Raw genomic sequence first — 15,499 nt, forward strand, 5'->3', positions numbered from 1 at the left:
GGAGCCCCGTGATGGCCCTCAAGGACTGCGCGCACCAGCGATTCCTCATCGAGGGGTTGGCGTCCGACTACGAGAGCCTGGACGCGACCACCACCGCCACCGAGAAGGAGTTGGCCGCGCTGCGGGCCGGGCAGGCGGCGCCCGAGACGATCGCCGCCGTGCAGGAGCGGCTGGCCGCCGAGCGCGAGCAGCTGGGCCAGCTGGCCGTCGAGGGCCAGGCCGCCGTCGACGAGTTCCGGACGGTCTGCGGCGGCGAGAAGCTCCCGCCGCTGCCCTGGCCGCCCGCCTAGCCCCGGAGCGCCGCGACCGACCGCGGCCCGCACCCCCGACCGGCCCCGGCCCCCGACCGGCCCCGGCCCCCGACCGGCCCCGGCCCCCGACCGGCCCCGGCCCCCGACCGGCCCCGGCCCCCGGCCCGCACCCCGGCCGGCAGCCCCGTCCACGTCCCCGAGCGGTCGGTCCCGTGAATCGCAGGATCGGATTTTCCCCTGATCGGGTGAGGTGGGCAGTCGGCGGGCCCGTGCCGTTCCCGTAATGCCCGGAATAGCCGTCGCCGCCCCCTAGTGTGCTGGCGCGGAGCCGTGCGGGCGTATGCCGGCCCATCAGGGGGCGCTCCGCGCCGAGCAGGTCGGCCGACGGCATGGGAGCAGCCAGCGATGATCCAGATCACCGGACTGACCAAGGTCTACCGCAAGGGCGCCCCGCCCGCCGTGCTCGACCTGACCTTTGACGCCCGGCCCGGCATGGTGACCGCGCTGCTGGGCACCGAGGGCTCCGGCAAGTCCACCGCGCTGCGGCTGATGCTCGAGCTCGAACGGGGCCAGGGCGTCACGCTCTTCGACGGCCGCCCCTACCGTCGGCTGCGCCGGCCCGAGCGCGAGGTCGGCGTGCTGCTGCCCGGAGCGGGCGAGGGCGCGCCGGCCGGGCACCCGGGCCGCCGGGCGCACGGGCACCTGCGGATGCTCGCCGCGGCCGTCGGCGTCCCCGCCCGGCGGGTCGACGAACTGCTGGAGCAGACCCGGCTGGCCACCGTCGCCGGGCAGCGGCTGCGCACCTTCTCGCCCGGCATGCACCGTCGGCTGGCCCTCGCCGCGGCGCTGCTCGGCGACCCCGGCACGCTGCTGCTGGACGCGCCGACCGAGGGACTGTCGCCGCGCAACGCCGAGTGGTTCCACTCCTTCCTGCGCTCGTTCGCCGTCGCCGGCGGGACGGTCCTGGTGACCACCCGCACCCCGCAGGAGGCCTCGCAGCTCGCGGACCGGGTCGTCACCCTGGACCGTGGCCGCCTGGTGGCCGACCAGCCGGTCACGGAGTTCCGCCGCACCAGGCTCAGCCCCGAAGTGGCCGTCCGCGGGCCGCAGATGGCGCGACTGGCGGACCTGCTGATCAGTCAGGGCGCCGAGGTCCGCCGGGACGGCAGCGTGGGCCTCGCGGTGGCCGGCATCGACCGTACCGAGATCGGCGAACTCGCCTACCGCCACGGGATCCTGCTGCACGAGCTGGCCGACCGGGTGGTCGAGCAGCCCGCACCTCGGGTCGTACTGCCGGTCGCCTCGGGCCGCTCCGGCCACCTCCGGGTCCGCCCGGCACCGGCCACCGACCCGACCGCCGAACAGACCGACGACCCGACCGCCCGACCCACCTCCGACGCCCCGGCCGAGGCAGCCGTCACCGGGCCTCCCGCCGTCCGGGCCGGCGATCCCGACGCCGAGCCCACCATCCCGCAGCGCCGGGCGCAGCGCCCGCAGGACGAGGCATCCCTGCCCACCCGCGCCCTGCCCGTCGCGGTGGTGAGTGCCGCCCTCCCCGTCCTCGGCGCGCCCGCACCCCGGGCCGCGTCCGCCGAGCGGACCGCGTGCGGTGAGTCGGCTCCCACCGTCGCCGTCGGCCGGCTCTTCCGCGACGACCCCGTCCCGGCCGAGGAGACACCCCGGGCCAAGCCCCCGGCCCGCCGCGAGAACGCCGACCTGCTCACCGACGACACCGTCCGGCTCCGCCGCCTCACCTCGGGCGCCACCGCCGCCTCCGCCCCCGCCACCCCCGACGACCACCGGAGCGAGTGAACCGTGCGTGTCCTGGCCTACGAGCTGCGCCGTCTGCGCGGCCTGCGTTCCACCTGGCTGCTGCTCGCCGCCGTGCTGATCGGCGACACCGCCGTGGCCGCCGTCCTGGCGAGCCAGACCTCGGACGGTGCGCTGGCCGCCCCCGCCGGGGTGCGGCTGCTGACCGCCGCCGTCCCGCTGATCCCGCTCCCGTTCGCCGCCCTCGGCGCTGGCGTGCTGGGCGCGCTCTCGTACGGGCACGAGGTGCGCCACCCGGGGCTGCAGGCCTCGCTGGTGTCGTACCCGCGCCGGGTGCGGCTGCTGCTGGCGAAGCTGCTGGTGATCGGCCCGGTGGCGGCGCTGCTGGCGCTGGCCACCCTGCTGCTGGACACGGTGGCCGTGCACCTCGCGCTGCCGGACGGGGTGGCGGTGGCGGCCTGGTCGGAGCCCGCCGCGCTGTCGGCCCGGGTGTCGGAGGCGGTGAGTGGCGCCGGCCTGTCCGGGCTGTCCGATCTGCCGGGGGCCTTCGCCCCGCTGGCGCTGATGGCCGGTCACGGGATGCCCGCCGCGCTGCTGGCGTTCGTCCTGCTGACCGTCGTCGCCGCCTGGACCGGGGTGCTGACCGCGTCGCTGACCCGCAGCGCCGCCGCCGGGGTGGCGCTGCTGTGCGCGCTGCCGCCGCTGCTGGAGTCCGGTGTCGCCCTGCTGCTGCGCCGGACCGGCCGGCCGTGGCCGGCCCGCGCGGCCGAGCTGCTCCCGTTCCAGTCCGGCATCGAGTGGGCCTACGGCTGGGTCTACGGCGGGGCGCACGAGGCGGTGGTCGGGAGCGCGTCGCTGACCGACCCGGCGCTGCTCGCGGCGGTCGCGGCCCCCGCGGCCGTCCTGCTGCTCGCCGCCCTGCTCGTCCAGGCCCGCCGCCGCGCGCTGTAGCCGCCCGCTACCGCAAGCGCTGCCGCCCGTCATCGCAAGCGATCCGGTCTCGCCGGCCCCGAGTTACCAAGATCGACCAGCAGTGACCGTAATGAGCGGTTCTTCCTGATAAGAAGTCAATTATCCAGTCACGGTCGATCACCCTTTCGTGTGCTTTTCACGAGAATTCTCAAGCCGCGCCTGCCGATCGCCGACAAAGGAGGCGTGAGTACCCTTGCGCACCCCACCATGACCCCCGCCCGTTCCGCCGAAGGGCCCATCCATGGCTCCGGCGACCTGGACCGCTTCTCGTACGCCGACCGGCCGACCCCGCCGGCGCCCCGCTGGGAGGGCGCCGAGTCCGACATCGGCCGGGTCGGCCGCAAGACCACCAGCAGCCGCGGCCGCGGTCTGCACGGCCAGCTGGTCCAGCAGCTCGGCCAGATGATCGTCTCCGGCGACCTTGGCGCCGACCGCCCGCTGGTGCCCGAGGAGATCGGCCAGCGCTTCGAGGTCTCCCGGACCGTCGTCCGCGAGTCGCTGCGCGTGCTGGAGGCCAAGGGCCTGGTCAGCGCCCGGCCGAACGTGGGCACCCGGGTCCGCCCGGTCACCGACTGGAACCTGCTGGACCCGGACATCATCGAGTGGCGCGCCTTCGGCCCGCAGCGAGACGAGCAGCGCCGGGAGCTGTTCGAGCTCCGCTGGGCGATCGAGCCGCTGGCCGCCCGGCTGGCGGCCGGCCACGGCCGGGAGGACGTCCAGCAGCGGCTGGTCGAGCTGGTCGAGATCATGGGCCACGCCGCCGCCCAGGCCGACCTCTCCACCTACACCCGGGCGGACGCCGAGCTGCACGGCCTGGTCCTGCAGATGGCCGGCAACCGGATGCTGGAGCACCTGTCCGGGATCGTCGCCTGCGCCCTGCAGGTCTCGGGCGGCCCGGCGATCTCCTGCGAGCGGCCCTCCGAGTCCTCGGTGAGCCTGCACGCCCGGCTGGTGGACGCGCTGGGGGCTGGCGACGGCGCCGCGGGCGAGGTCGCGATGCGGGCGCTGCTCACCGTCCACCCCGAGGTCGAGCCGTCCGTCCCCGCGCCCCGGGAGCACTGAGCGGGCTGTTCTCCGACGAGCGGAGGCGCCGGGTTCCGGCGGTCCGCTACGCCCGGGCCCTCCGGCCGCACCGCGTGGCGCAGCCGGAGGGCCTGCCATGCCGACGGCCCGCAGGGGGGGCTGGCCGCCCGAGCCTCGCGATACGCCTTGTCCATGACAAAGGCTTGGGCGCGAGTGCGCGATGATGGAATCCGGCCCGGTGGCCGCGGACGCCAAGTGGTGTGACCCGCGACACGAAGGCCATGCGTAACACTTGACGAGTAGCAGCGATGTGTCCTGAGCGGAAGCAGCTCCGGAATACTCCAACATGTCAGAATGCTGTGTTGGTCCGCGGCGCTGCTGCCGTCCTGCAAACCCAGTCCTCAAGCCCGAGTCGGTCGGAATCGACACCGCGCGTCCGACGCGCGATCTCCTTCCCCGCCCGCTCGGGCGGCCGGTACGGGTTCGAGTCCACTCATCGTCCGAGAGGTTGTTCGTGTCGGCCAGCACATCCCGTTCGCTTCCCCCCGAGATCGCCGAGTCCGCGGCTCTGCTGGCGCTCATCGAGCGGGGCAAGGCCCAGGGGCAGATCGCCGGTGACGACGTGCGCCAGGCGTTCGAGGCGGACCAGATCCCGGTCACCAAGTGGAAGAACGTCATGCGCAGCCTCAACCAGGTGCTGATTGAGGAGGGGGTGGACCTCATGGTCAGCGCGGCCGAACCGGCCGGCGCCAAGCGCAAGAGCGTTGCTGCCAAGAGCCCCACCAAGCGCACCGCCACCAAGGCTGTCACCACCCGGACCCCGGCCGCTCCGTCGGCCCCGACCAAGCCCCCCGTGCGGATCGCCCCCGGCGCCCCCGTCGCGGCTCCGGCCGTCGCGGCCGCCGCCGCGGCCCCGGCCCCCACCGTCTCCGCCGAGATCACCGTGGAGGAGGCGACCACCGTCGTCACCGAGGTGAAGGCGGTCGCGGCGAAGAAGGCTGCGCCGGCCAAGAAGGCCGCGGCCAAGAAGACCGCCGCGCCGGCCAAGAAGGCTGCCGCCAAGAAGACCGCCGCCGGCAAGGCCGGCAAGGGTGACGAGGAGCTGCTCGGCGAAGAGGAGCTGCTCGAGGACGTCGCCCTGCCGGGCGACAAGGCCGAGGCCGAGGGCCCGGAGGAGGAGTCGGAGGGCTTCGTCCTCTCCGACGACGACGAGGACGACGCGCCGGCCCAGCAGGTCGCCGTCGCCGGTGCCACCGCCGACCCGGTCAAGGACTACCTGAAGCAGATCGGCAAGGTCCCGCTGCTCAACGCCGAGCAGGAGGTCGAGCTCGCCAAGCGCATCGAGGCCGGTCTGTTCGCCGAGGACAAGCTCTCGGCCGCCGACAAGCTCGCCCCCAAGCTCAAGCGCGAGCTGGAGATCATCGCCGAGGATGGCCGCCGGGCCAAGAACCACCTGCTGGAGGCCAACCTCCGCCTGGTGGTCTCGCTGGCCAAGCGCTACACCGGTCGCGGCATGCTCTTCCTGGACCTGATCCAGGAGGGCAACCTCGGTCTGATCCGTGCGGTCGAGAAGTTCGACTACACCAAGGGCTACAAGTTCTCGACCTACGCCACCTGGTGGATCCGCCAGGCGATCACCCGCGCCATGGCCGACCAGGCCCGCACCATCCGCATCCCGGTGCACATGGTCGAGGTCATCAACAAGCTGGCCCGCGTCCAGCGCCAGATGCTCCAGGACCTGGGCCGCGAGCCCACCCCGGAGGAGCTGGCCAAGGAGCTCGACATGACCCCCGAGAAGGTCATCGAGGTCCAGAAGTACGGCCGCGAGCCGATCTCGCTGCACACCCCGCTGGGCGAGGACGGCGACAGCGAGTTCGGTGACCTGATCGAGGACTCCGAGGCGGTCGTCCCGGCCGACGCGGTCTCCTTCACCCTGCTCCAGGAGCAGCTGCACTCGGTGCTGGACACCCTGTCCGAGCGCGAGGCGGGCGTGGTCTCGATGCGCTTCGGCCTGACCGACGGCCAGCCGAAGACCCTCGACGAGATCGGCAAGGTGTACGGGGTCACCCGTGAGCGCATCCGCCAGATCGAGTCGAAGACCATGTCGAAGCTGCGCCACCCGTCGCGTTCCCAGGTGCTGCGCGACTACCTGGACTGATCGGCGGCGATCGTCGAAGCGAAGGCCCGGAGCCGTAAGGCTCCGGGCCTTCGCGGCTGTTCGGACCCGCGTGCGTCAGCGTCCGGGTGGCGGTTGTCGCTCGTCCGGGTGGCGGCGCGGGAGGAAGCGGTCGCCCACCGTAGTCGGTCACCTACGCTGTGCCGGTTGCCTGCTGCCGACCTCCTGGAGTCACGGTGCCGACCGAGCCGGACCGCACTGACCTGCCGACGCCCGCCCAGCCCCGGACGGACCCGGCCGCCGCCCGGGCGAACCGCCGCCGCCGGACCGCCGCACTGGTGCTGCTCGCCGCCGTACCCGTCCCGCTGGTCGCCCTCGGGGCGGCGGCGCCGGCCGCGGCGCAGCGCCGGGTGGTCGGCGGCAACACCGCGAGCACCGCCGACCACCCGTGGATCGTGGCGCTGTCCAGCCGCCAGCAGTTCGGCAGCGGCCGCTCGGGCCAGTTCTGCGGGGGCGCGCTGGTCAGCCCGACCAAGGTGGTGACGGCCGCGCACTGCTTCTACGACGAGGGCAGGGGCCGGGTGGAGCGGCCGGGCCTCAAGGCGATCGTCGGCCGGGACGACATGCGCGGCACCTCCGGTCGCGAGGTCTCGGTGCGGTCGGTCTGGATCCATCCCGACTACAGCTTCACCGCCAACATGAACGACGTCGCGGTGCTCACCCTCGCCGAGTCCCAGGGCTCCCGGCCGGTGGTCGAGCTGGTCGGCCAGGGCGAGACCGAGCCGTACGCGGCCGGGACCAGGGCGCGGGTGTACGGCTGGGGCGACACCACCGGGCGCGGCGACTACTCGCCCATGCTGCGCGGGGTGGACGTGCCGATCGTCCCCGACCAGACCTGTGCGCACGCCTACCCGGGCGGGCAGGACGGCAAGTTCGACGCCCGGGGGATGGTCTGCGCGGGCGAGGAGAAGGGTGGCAAGGACGCCTGCCAGGGCGACAGCGGCGGTCCGCTGATCGTCGGCGGGCGGCTGGTCGGCCTGGTGTCCTGGGGGACGGGCTGTGCCGAGGCCGCCCACCCGGGCGTCTACACGCGGGTGTCGTCGGTCGTGGACGCGGTGCGCTCGGTGCTGTGACCGCCCGGGCACCCGCCGTGGCAATCGCGGCGCGTGATGCGGCGGTCACGTTCTGATGCCGCGTCGGGTCGCGGAGCCCGTGGCGGGTGGACGCGGGGAGGCCGCCTGAACGCGGAAGAGCCGTCCGGAGAACAGCAGAGCCGGGCGACCGGCCCCCGAGGGGATCGGTCGCCCGGCTCACCGGTCGCGCGTGGTGCGCGGCCGGACACAGCTCGACGCTGGCTGCTGGTGGCGCCCGGGATCAGCGCTCGTCGTCGGCGGCCGTTGCCGTCGTGGTGGTGGTGGTGAGACGGCCGCTCTCGTCCTGTATCTCCACGGCGATCTTCTTGAGCTCGGGCTCGAACTTCCGGCCGTGGTGGGCGCAGAAGAGCAGCTCTCCGCCGCTGGCGAGTACGACGCGCAGGTAGGCCTGGGCGCCGCAGCGGTCGCAGCGGTCAGCCGCGGTGAGCGGGCTCGCAGGTGTCAGAACAGTAGTCACGTCGCCTCTTCTCTAGCTCGACGAGCTGTCGTACCAGGGTCAACATCCAACCAGGCCGAAAACGTTCCCGCTCGTGGCTTTTCTTCTCTGAGGATTCTGCATGTGTTGATGAGGACGTGCCCCGGGCGCCGGTGGTTCATGCGTGCCGAATCCCGGGAGCCGCCCATGGCTCGAACGTCCGATCGGGATCGGGTTCGAGGTCCGCGTAGCATAATCCTCTGCCGGGTTGGAGCATAAGCCCCGTCCCGGGCCCCGGTAGCCTGCATAACGGCAGTTCCGGAGCCTGCGCCGGGCCCCACGATCCGCCAGGACCGGTGCTACCGGGAGGAGATGGCACCCCCGGGCCCGCACCCGGGTGCGGTCCTTGTTCGCGCAGCGCGTACAAGCTGCGCGGGGCCGGCCCGTCGTGCTGTGCACCCGGCGGAGGGGTGCGGGCACGCAGAGCGACGAATGTCGGTGCGGCGTGCTGCACTGGCGTTTGGTCCGGATCCGTCCGGATGTGACCGATGAGACAGAACTTCACCGAGGAGAGTGCCGCGTGAGTGCCGAAACGACCGTGCCGTCCGCGCTGCTGGCCGGCGACGACGGTTCCAACTACACCGCGCGGCACCTGCTCGTCCTGGAGGGGCTGGAGGCGGTCCGCAAGCGCCCCGGCATGTACATCGGCTCGACCGACAGCCGCGGCCTGATGCACTGCCTCTGGGAGATCATCGACAACTCCGTCGACGAGGCACTGGGCGGCTACTGTGACCGCATCGACGTCGTGCTGCACCCGGACTCCTCGGTCGAGGTCCGCGACAACGGGCGCGGCATCCCGGTGGACGTCGAGCCCAAGACCGGGCTGTCCGGCGTCGAGGTCGTGATGACCAAGCTGCACGCCGGCGGCAAGTTCGGCGGCGGCTCGTACGCGGCCTCCGGCGGTCTGCACGGTGTCGGCGCCTCGGTCGTCAACGCGCTGTCCGCCCGGCTGGACGTCGAGGTCGACCGCGGCGGCCACACCCACGCGATCAGCTTCCGCCGCGGCACCCCCGGCATCTTCACCGAGACCAGCCCGGACGCGCCCTTCGAGCCCGCCAACGGCCTGACCAAGGCCCGCAAGGTGCCGAAGACCCGCACCGGCACCCGGATCCGCTACTGGGCCGACCGGCAGATCTTCCTCAAGGACGCCAAGCTCTCCCTGGAGACGCTGCACAGCCGCGCCCGGCAGACCGCCTTCCTCGTCCCCGGTCTGACCATCGTCGTGCGTGACGAACGCCTCACCGAGAGCGAGCAGATCGAGGAGTCGGTCTTCCGCTACGACGGCGGCATCGCCGAGTTCTGCGAGTTCCTGGCCCCGGACAAGCCGGTCTGCGACGTGCTGCGGCTGCGCGGCGAGGGCACCTTCAAGGAGACCGTGCCGGTCCTGGACGAGCTCGGCCACATGACCCCGACCGAGGTCACCCGCACCCTCGGCGTGGACATCGCGCTGCGCTGGGGCGCCGGCTACGACACCACCCTGCGCTCGTTCGTCAACATCATCGCCACCCCCAAGGGCGGCACCCACGTCACCGGCTTCGAGCGCTCGCTGGCCAAGACCGTCAACGAGGCGCTGCGCGCGAGCAAGCTGCTGCGCGTCGCCGAGGACGACATCACCAAGGACGACGCCACCGAGGGCCTCACCGCTGTGGTCACCGTCCGGCTCGCCGAGCCGCAGTTCGAGGGGCAGACCAAGGAGGTGCTCGGCACCTCGGCGGCCAACCGGATCGTCGCCGCCGTCGTCGCCAAGGAGCTCAAGGCCTTCCTCACCTCGGCCAAGAAGGACCAGAAGCTCCAGGCCCGGGCCGTGCTGGACAAGATCGTCGCGGCCGCCCGCACCCGGGTCGCCGCCCGCCAGCACAAGGAGGCCCAGCGCCGCAAGACCGCGCTGGAGACAAGCTCGCTGCCCGCCAAGCTGGCCGACTGCCGCAGCGACGACGTCGACCGCAGCGAACTGTTCATCGTCGAGGGGGACTCCGCGCTCGGCACCGCCAAGCTCGCCCGCAACTCCGAGTTCCAGGCGCTGCTGCCGATCCGCGGCAAGATCCTCAACGTGCAGAAGGCCTCGGTGAGCGACATGCTCAAGAACGCCGAGTGCGCCGCGATCATCCAGGTGATAGGGGCCGGTTCGGGCCGCACCTTCGACATCGACCAGGCCCGCTACGGCCGGGTCATCTTCATGGCCGACGCCGACGTCGACGGCTCGCACATCCGCACCCTGCTGCTCACCCTCTTCCACCGCTACATGCGGCCGATGGTCGAGCAGGGCCGGGTCTTCGCCGCCGTGCCGCCGCTGCACCGGATCGAGCTGACCAGCCCCAAGCGCGGCCAGGAGAAGTACCACTACACCTACTCCGACGCCGAACTGCGCTCCACCCTGCTGGAGTTCCAGCGCAAGGGGCAGCGCTGGAAGGAGCCGGTGCAGCGCTACAAGGGTCTGGGCGAGATGGACGCCGACCAGCTGGCCGAGACCACCATGGACCCGCGCCACCGGACGCTGCGCCGGATCAACCTGGGCGACCTGGAGCAGGCCGAGCGGATCTTCGACCTGCTGATGGGCAACGACGTCGCCCCGCGCAAGGAGTTCATCGTGGACTCGGCGGCCACCCTGGACCGCTCCCGCATCGACGCCTGACGGCAGCCGTCCGCGCGGGCCCTCCACCCACGGGTGGAGGGCCCGCGCGTTCTGCGTTCCACCCGAGGTCCACCCCGGCTCCGATCAGCGGGAACGGCCCGGTCCGTAGCGTCGGAGAGGTCAGCAGAAGCCCTCCCGTCGGGACGGAGAAACTCCGATGCTTTCCCTCGCCAACCTCCTCGTGATCGTCGCGGTGGTGGTCCTGGTGGTCCAGCGCCAGATGCGCGTCCAGCGGCTGGACACCGGGCGCCGGTTCTGGCTGCTGCCGCTGATCCTGGGCGTGCTCGCGCTGCGCGACCCGCAGATCATCGACCATCAGCACACCGGGCTCTCGACCGCCCTGCTGGCCGCCGGCCTCGTCACGGTGCTCGCGATGGGTTCCGTCTGGGGCTGGACCGTCCGGCTCTGGCGGGACGCCGACGGCACCGTCCTGGCCAAGGGCACCAAGGCCACGCTGGCCGCCTGGGGTGGGATGATCGCCGTCCGGGTCGGCCTGTACGGGATCGGGTCGGCGCTGCACGTCCACCAGTCGGGCAGCTCGCTGATGCTCGGCCTGGCGGTCATGCTGCTGGTCCGCTCGCTCGTGGTGAACTGGCGCGCCCGGATGCTGGAGCCCGTGCGGACGACCGCCGGGCAGCAGCACTGACCGCCGTCGTGAGCACCGAGGAGGAAGCCGTGGCCGGGTGGTACTGGACCCGCTGGCCGTCCCGCGAGGGGCTGGAACGCGAGGCCGAGAGCCGGCCGCGGCGGATCCTCACGGTGCTCGGGCGGACCGTCCTGCTGGCGGTCGTCGGCTGGGGGACCTTCTCCGACGGGAAGTACACCGGCTGGGCGGCGGCTGCCGCCGCCGCCGGACTGGCCGCGGCCGTCGCACTCTGCGCGGTCTACCTGTGGGCCGGCCGGGAGCAGCGCCCGGTGGTGTCGTACCCGGTGACCGCCGCCCTGATCGGAGCCGCCTGGCTGGCGAACTGGGGGCTGGCCTTCACGCTGGCCGACTTCCTCTGGATCGGGCTGGCCGTGACGGCCGTGGTCCGGCTGCCGCCCGCGCCCGCGCTGCTCGCGGCGGCGGCCGCGCTGGGCTCGTACGCGGCGGCGTCCCCGACGAGCTGGCTCAGCATCGCCGCCACCGTCGGCGGTACCACCCTGCTCGGCTACCTGCTGCGGCTGGACGTGGAGGCGCGCGGCACCGCCCGTCGGCTGCTGGAACAGGAGCGCGCCGCCCGGGCCGCCGAGGCGGAGAGCGCGGCGCTCGCCGAACGGGCCAGGATCGCGCGGGAGATCCACGACGTGCTCGCCCACAGCCTCTCCGCGCAGCTCGTCCATCTGGAGGCGGCCCGGCTGATGCTGGAGGGCGACACCGCCCGCGAGCAGATCCGCGAACGGGTCGTCGCCGCCCGGCGGATGGCGCAGGACGGACTGGTCGAGACCCGGCAGGCGCTGTCCGCGCTGCGCGGCGAGTTCACCCCGGTCGGGGCCTTCCTGGTCGAACTGACGGACCGGGAGCGGGCCGCCCTCGTCGTCACCGGCACGCCCCGGCCGCTCGCCGCCGAGTCCGCCCTGGCGGTGCGGCGCACCGCGCAGGAGGCGCTGACCAACGTCCGCAAGCACGCCCCCGGCGCCCGCTGCTCCGTCGAACTGCGCTACCTGGAGGGGGCGGTGGAGCTCGAGGTGCGCAACGCCCGCCCGCCGCGCGGCCAAGCCGAGGGGGAGCCGTCGCCGCGGGAGCTGGCCGGCAGCGGCAGCGGGTACGGTCTGCTGGGAATGCGCGAACGCGCGGAACTGCTCGACGGCACCCTGCTGGCGGGCCCGGAGGACGGAGGGTGGCGCGTGCTGCTGCGGGTGCCGGCATGACGGCGGCGGTCATCAGGGTGCTGGTGGCGGACGACCAGACGGTGGTGCGCGAGGGCATCGTGATGCTGCTGGGGCTGCTGCCCGGCATCGAGGTGGTCGGCGCCGCGGGGGACGGGGAGGAGGCCGTCGCCCTGGTGGAGCGGCATCACCCGGACGTGGTGCTGATGGACCTGCGGATGCCGCGCTGCGACGGCGTCGAGGCGACCCGGCGGATCCGGGCGGCGCACCCGGAGACCGAGGTGGTGGTGCTCACCACCTACGCCGACGACGACTCGCTGTTCCCGGCGCTGCAGGCCGGGGCGCGCGGCTACCTCACCAAGGACGCCGGCGCCGATGAGATCGCCCGGGCCGTTACGGACGTCCGCTCGGGCGCGGCCGGACTCTCCCCGCAGGTCCAACTCCGGCTGCTGGAGCGGCTGTCTGAGCAGCGCGGCGGGTCCGCGCCGAGCGCCGAGGGGCCCGCCACCCGGCCGGGGGAGCTGCCCGACGGGCTGACCTCCCGGGAGGCCGAGGTGCTGGCGCTGATCGCGGAGGGGCTCTCCAACGCGGAGATCGCCCAGCGGCTGTTCGTCAGCCAGGCCACCGTGAAGACCCACATCAACAACCTGTTCGCCAAGACCGCGGTGCGGGACCGGGCGCAGGCGGTCGCATACGCGTTCCGACACGGAATCACCGGTATGCAGCAGTAGTCGGATGAGCGTCTGTCGGATGATCGCTCACCTCATCGAGTGAACGTATCTGCGATGGTCGGAGGCGCTGTCCGGAGGCCCCCATCATGGTTCGGGTCAGCACGTCCGGCCGTCCAGGAGCAGCAGTGCCACAACAGCAGACGAGCAGTCCCGGTCAGGGACAGCGATTCGACTGGTGGGCCGCTCCGGCTGCCGCCACCGCCTCCGACGCCCTCCCGGCCGGCCCGTCGTCCGGTGTTCCGGCGTCCGAGCCGCCGGCCGCGCGCCGCCGAACGGCCGTACCGGCGCAGCCCGCGCCTGCCGGTCCGGCTCCCGCTGAGGCTCCCGCTCGTACGGCTCCCGCTCATGCGGAGCTGCCGGCACCGGTCGAGCCCGTGGCCGTCGCCGTGCCGGTCCGTCAGGCCGCCCAGGCCGCACCGGCGGTCGAGGCCGCTCCCGGGGGTGCCGACAGCACCGAGGTCTACCGGGCCGTCCAGGCCGGCGCGGCCTTCCAGGACATCCGCCGCAGCTACCGGTTGTTCGTCTTCCCGGCCACTGGCGTCTTCTTCGGCTGGTACCTGATGTACGTCGCCGCCCAGGCCGCCGCCCCCGACCTGATGCGCACCCCGGTGGCCGGCCCGTTCAACGTGGCCTGGCTGCTCGGCCTGCTGCAGTTCGCCTCCACCTTCCTGCTCACCTGGCTCTACGCCCGCAACGCCCGGACCGAGCGCGACCGCGCCGCCCTCGGCCTGCGCTGGGACACCCAGGACCAACTGCGATGACGAGCGTGATGACCACTCTGATGACCGGCACGGTGAGGGACACGGTGACGACCGTGCTGACCACCGCCACCCCGCCCCCCGTCGCTCCCACCGGCGACCACCACTCGCTCGCGATCGTGCTGTTCGCCGTCGTCGTGCTGGTCACCCTGGGCATCACCCTCTGGGTCGGCCGGCAGGGCAACGCCGCCGAGGACTTCTACGCCGGCGGCCGCGACTTCACCCCGCTGCAGAACGGCTTCGCCCTCTCCGGCGACTACCTCTCCGCCGCCTCCTTCCTCGGCGTCGCCGGACTGATCGCCCTGTACGGCTACGACGGAGTGCTCTACAGCATCGGCTTCCTGGTCGCCTGGCTGGTGGTGCTGATGCTGGTCGCCGAACTCGTCCGCAACGCCGGCCGGTACACCCTCGCCGACGTGCTCGCGCTGCGCCTGCGCCGCCGCAAGGTGCGTGCCGCGGCCGGCGGTGCCAGCGTCGTCGTCACCCTGCTCTACCTGGTCGCCCAGATGGTCGGCGCCGGTTCGCTGGTCGCCCTGCTCCTCGGCACCGACAGCGCGCAGGCCCGGACCTGGACGATCATCGCGGTCGGCGCCCTGATGATCGTCTACGTGACGATCGGCGGGATGCGGGCCACCACCTGGATCCAGATCATCAAGGCCTTCCTGCTGGTCACCGGCTCGGTGCTGCTCACCGTGCTGCTGGTGGTCCGCTTCCACGGCGACCTCGGCGAGCTGATGCGCCAGGCCGCGCAGCACAGCGGCGCCGGGCACCGCTACCTGGAACCCGGGCTCAAGTACGGACACAGCTTCACCAGCCGGCTGGACTTCATCAGCCTCGGCCTCGCCCTGGTGCTCGGCACCGCGGGCCTGCCGCACATCCTGTCCCGCTTCTACACCGTGCCCACCGCGCGGGCCGCCCGCCGCTCCACGATGTGGGCGATCGGCCTGGTCGGCGGCTTCTACCTGATGGCCATCGTGCTCGGCCTCGGTGCCACCGCGCTCGTCGGCTCGGCCGAGGTGCGGCACGCCAACTCGGCCGGGAACACCGCCGTCCCGCTGCTCGCCCTGGTGCTCGGCGGCGGCAACGGCAGCACCGGCGGGGTGGTGCTGTTCGCGCTGATCTCGGCGATCGCCTTCGCCACCATTCTTGCCGTGGTCGCCGGGTTGACCCTGGCCTCCTCGGCGGCCTTCGCCCACGACATCTGGGCCGGCGCGTGGCGCAACCGGCCGCGGCGGGAAGGGACGCGGGCCCGGCGCGGCCTGGGACTTCTCGGGAGCCGGCGCCCGGCCGAGGGGGTCCCCGCCTCCCGGTCGGCGGAGGGCTCCGGCTCCGGAGCGGGCGAGCAGCAGGAGGTCGTCGTCGCCCGGTTCGCGGCCGGCGGGATCGGCGCGGCGGCGATCGTGATCAGCCTCTACGCCCAGCAGCTGAACGTGGCCTTCCTGGTCGGCCTGGCCTTCGCCGTCGCCGCCTCCGCCAATCTGCCCGTCCTGCTGTACACCCTGTTCTGGTCGCGGTTCACCGCCCGCGGCGCGGTCTGGTCGGTGTACGGCGGGCTGGTCCCCGCGATCGTGCTGGTGTTCTTCTCCCCGGTGGTCTCCGGCACCAAGGTGGCGCTGTTCCCCGGCGTCGACTTCCACTGGTTCCCGCTGGAGAACCCCGGCATCGTCTCCATCCCGCTCGGGTTCCTGGCGGGCTGGATCGGGACGCTCACCTCGCCCGAGCCGGCCGACGCGGACCGCTTCGCCGAGCTGGAGGTGCGTGCCCTCACCGGTGCGGGCGCGGCCTGAGCCGTCGCGCCCGGGGAACCC

At 73.2% G+C, this 15,499-nt stretch carries 13 protein-coding genes; 12 read left to right on the plus strand and 1 reads right to left on the minus strand.

What is annotated here, in order from left to right; genetic code table 11:
* Nucleotides 1-11: 11 nt before the first annotated feature.
* The 6 genes from ACZ3TI_RS30470 to ACZ3TI_RS30495 all read left to right on the plus strand — a co-directional run bounded on the left by ACZ3TI_RS30470 (nt 12) and on the right by ACZ3TI_RS30495 (nt 7,265).
* Nucleotides 12-290: a hypothetical protein gene (locus ACZ3TI_RS30470; RefSeq protein WP_465731832.1), complete on the plus strand. Its 279-nt coding sequence runs from the start codon at nt 12-14 to the stop codon at nt 288-290.
* 366 nt (nt 291-656) lie between these two features.
* Nucleotides 657-2,063, plus strand: coding sequence for an ATP-binding cassette domain-containing protein (locus tag ACZ3TI_RS30475; protein ID WP_465731834.1), 1,407 nt, complete (start codon nt 657-659; stop codon nt 2,061-2,063).
* A gap of 3 nt (nt 2,064-2,066) precedes the next feature.
* The gene (locus tag ACZ3TI_RS30480) at nt 2,067-2,972 is read left to right on the plus strand and encodes a hypothetical protein (protein WP_465731836.1); all 906 of its coding nucleotides are present in this window, start codon (nt 2,067-2,069) and stop codon (nt 2,970-2,972) included.
* A gap of 150 nt (nt 2,973-3,122) precedes the next feature.
* Nucleotides 3,123-4,055, plus strand: a complete 933-nt coding sequence (locus ACZ3TI_RS30485) for a FadR/GntR family transcriptional regulator (protein WP_465731838.1) — start codon at nt 3,123-3,125, stop codon at nt 4,053-4,055.
* A gap of 475 nt (nt 4,056-4,530) precedes the next feature.
* Complete coding sequence (locus tag ACZ3TI_RS30490; RefSeq protein WP_465731840.1) at nt 4,531-6,174, plus strand: RNA polymerase sigma factor; 1,644 nt, start codon at nt 4,531-4,533, stop codon at nt 6,172-6,174.
* 293 nt (nt 6,175-6,467) lie between these two features.
* Nucleotides 6,468-7,265, plus strand: a complete 798-nt coding sequence (locus ACZ3TI_RS30495) for a S1 family peptidase (RefSeq protein ID WP_465731917.1) — start codon at nt 6,468-6,470, stop codon at nt 7,263-7,265.
* 241 nt (nt 7,266-7,506) lie between these two features.
* Here the strand turns inward: ACZ3TI_RS30495 and ACZ3TI_RS30500 are convergent, their stop codons facing one another.
* Nucleotides 7,507-7,743, minus strand: coding sequence for a DUF7455 domain-containing protein (locus ACZ3TI_RS30500; RefSeq protein WP_465731842.1), 237 nt, complete (start codon nt 7,741-7,743; stop codon nt 7,507-7,509).
* Nucleotides 7,744-8,281: 538 nt separating this feature from the next.
* Between ACZ3TI_RS30500 and ACZ3TI_RS30505 the strand changes: the two genes are divergently transcribed.
* The 6 genes from ACZ3TI_RS30505 (at nt 8,282) to ACZ3TI_RS30530 (ending at nt 15,478) form a co-directional block, all read left to right on the plus strand.
* Complete coding sequence (locus ACZ3TI_RS30505; protein ID WP_465731844.1) at nt 8,282-10,393, plus strand: DNA gyrase/topoisomerase IV subunit B; 2,112 nt, start codon at nt 8,282-8,284, stop codon at nt 10,391-10,393.
* A gap of 157 nt (nt 10,394-10,550) precedes the next feature.
* A complete protein-coding gene (locus tag ACZ3TI_RS30510) occupies nt 10,551-11,039 on the plus strand; it encodes a DUF1453 domain-containing protein (RefSeq protein WP_465731846.1) in 489 nt (162 codons plus the stop codon).
* Between the two features lie 8 nt (nt 11,040-11,047).
* Nucleotides 11,048-12,244: a sensor histidine kinase gene (locus tag ACZ3TI_RS30515; RefSeq protein WP_465731848.1), complete on the plus strand. Its 1,197-nt coding sequence runs from the start codon at nt 11,048-11,050 to the stop codon at nt 12,242-12,244.
* Nucleotides 12,241-12,933, plus strand: coding sequence for a response regulator transcription factor (locus ACZ3TI_RS30520; protein ID WP_465731850.1), 693 nt, complete (start codon nt 12,241-12,243; stop codon nt 12,931-12,933). The genes ACZ3TI_RS30515 and ACZ3TI_RS30520 overlap by 4 nt, the downstream gene beginning before the upstream one ends.
* 374 nt (nt 12,934-13,307) lie before the next feature.
* Nucleotides 13,308-13,694: a DUF485 domain-containing protein gene (locus ACZ3TI_RS30525; RefSeq protein ID WP_465731852.1), complete on the plus strand. Its 387-nt coding sequence runs from the start codon at nt 13,308-13,310 to the stop codon at nt 13,692-13,694.
* An 8-nt stretch (nt 13,695-13,702) separates the two neighbouring features.
* A complete protein-coding gene (locus tag ACZ3TI_RS30530) occupies nt 13,703-15,478 on the plus strand; it encodes a solute symporter family protein (RefSeq protein WP_465731854.1) in 1,776 nt (591 codons plus the stop codon).
* Nucleotides 15,479-15,499 lie beyond the last annotated feature (21 nt).

This window comes from Kitasatospora sp. NPDC023120 (assembly GCF_055560835.1).

What these genes read in the sequence shown, in the direction of transcription:
- ACZ3TI_RS30470 (WP_465731832.1), top strand. Translation starts at nt 12, where the DNA reads ATGGCCCTCAAGGACTGCGCGCACCAGCGATTCCTCATCGAGGGGTTG.
- ACZ3TI_RS30475 (WP_465731834.1), top strand. Translation starts at nt 657, where the DNA reads ATGATCCAGATCACCGGACTGACCAAGGTCTACCGCAAGGGCGCCCCG.
- ACZ3TI_RS30510 (WP_465731846.1), top strand. Translation starts at nt 10,551, where the DNA reads ATGCTTTCCCTCGCCAACCTCCTCGTGATCGTCGCGGTGGTGGTCCTG.
- ACZ3TI_RS30520 (WP_465731850.1), top strand. Translation starts at nt 12,241, where the DNA reads ATGACGGCGGCGGTCATCAGGGTGCTGGTGGCGGACGACCAGACGGTG.
- ACZ3TI_RS30530 (WP_465731854.1), top strand. Translation starts at nt 13,703, where the DNA reads ATGACCACTCTGATGACCGGCACGGTGAGGGACACGGTGACGACCGTG.